Origin of the sequence: Leclercia sp. M50 (assembly GCF_037150775.1) — a bacterium.
Taxonomy (GTDB): Bacteria; Pseudomonadota; Gammaproteobacteria; order Enterobacterales; family Enterobacteriaceae; genus Enterobacter.
Genome location: NZ_JBBCPK010000222.1, coordinates 1 through 1215 on the forward strand (window position 1 = coordinate 1; position 1215 = coordinate 1215).

Genomic DNA, 1215 nt, shown 5'->3' on the forward strand with positions numbered 1-1215 from the left:
GTCACGCCCATCGGAGAGCTGGCGGGCAAAGAAAATCGACTGACGCAGCGCGTCCACTTTCTCATCCCCCAGCAGGGGTTTCATTTCGGTCAGATACCAGTGAATTAAATAGCCGGTATTGCTCCAGATAAGTTTGCCGTTGATCTCACCCGTCGCTTCCAGGACGTCAACCACCGGGAGCAGCGCGCGTGTCACCAGCATTTCCATACGCTGCCGGGCCGAAAGGGAGGTTGCCTGGCTGTCTTCCTGAACGTCGATCCAGAAGCAGGCTGCGCGCCCGGTTTCGTGAAACTCAACGTGGAAATGTTCCGGGGAAATATCCAGCGCCACATCCTGGGTCAGCAGGGCCAGCATCATCGGTGGGACCATCAGCCCGATATACCACTGTGCCCACAGCGACAGCAGCGGCTTGTTTTCCCGCGCCATCGTGGGCTGGTTGCGGTAGATATGATCGGAGTAGGTCGCCAGCAAAGACTGCAGTTCGGCAGGACGCTGCCACTGCGCCAGCGTCATGGCGTGATGAGGATGGGGTTCATCCAGCTTGATGACATCCAGCAGATAGGCACGCGTCTGACCGATAGCCTCACGCATCGCGTCCGCAAGCCCTGAAGGCCCGGCCGACAGTGGCGTTTGCCAGATAATATTCTCAACAGCGTGTGCGGAACGTGTGGCCATAAGTTAGCTGGATAAAAATCTAAATGATAATGATTGCCAATCCTAACTATAGATAAATCCGTGCGCAAGGCTTTTTACACATTCAGGTTTAACGCTGACAAATGAGAAAATCTATCATATGATATTGGTTATCATTATCGGTTTGAGAGATGAATCATGTTGAGCAGAGCGTTGGGAAGTGGCTGGGGCGTGATACTGCCGGGAATGGTCATGGCCGGGCTGGCGTGTACCGATCTGTCGTTAGCGGTCTGGAAAGTGATTATCGCGTCGGGCTTGCTGATTTCATCCGCCATGATCTGGCATAAACAACTGCGGCATTTCGTGCTGCTGCCATCATGTGTTGCGCTGATTGCGGGAATGTGGGTGCTGGTAATGAATCTGAACTAACGGGAGAAAAAGAGAGAAAATCAGGAGAGATAAGATAATTGGTGCGAGGGGGGGGACTCGAACCCCCACATCCTAAGGACACTAACACCTGAAGCTAGCGCGTCTACCAATTCCGCCACCTTCGCACAGTCATCTTATTTTTTGATATCGCCT

Annotated in this window: 2 protein-coding genes and 1 tRNA gene; 1 reads left to right on the forward strand and 2 read right to left on the reverse strand. The window is 53.3% G+C overall.

Features of this window, described 5'->3' with window-relative positions:
• On the reverse strand, positions 1–675 hold a 675-nt coding region (gene fhuF, locus WFM46_RS23700; protein ID WP_336998720.1), incomplete at its 3' end, for a siderophore-iron reductase FhuF.
• Positions 676–831: 156 nt separating this feature from the next.
• On the opposite strand from fhuF, the gene WFM46_RS23705 reads away from it, so the two are divergent.
• Positions 832–1062, forward strand: a complete 231-nt coding sequence (locus tag WFM46_RS23705) for a DUF1435 domain-containing protein (protein ID WP_103178163.1) — start codon at positions 832–834, stop codon at positions 1060–1062.
• Between the two features lie 39 nt (positions 1063–1101).
• Here the strand turns inward: WFM46_RS23705 and WFM46_RS23710 are convergent.
• Positions 1102–1187 (reverse strand) — tRNA-Leu (locus WFM46_RS23710).
• Between the last annotated feature and the right edge of the window lie 28 nt (positions 1188–1215).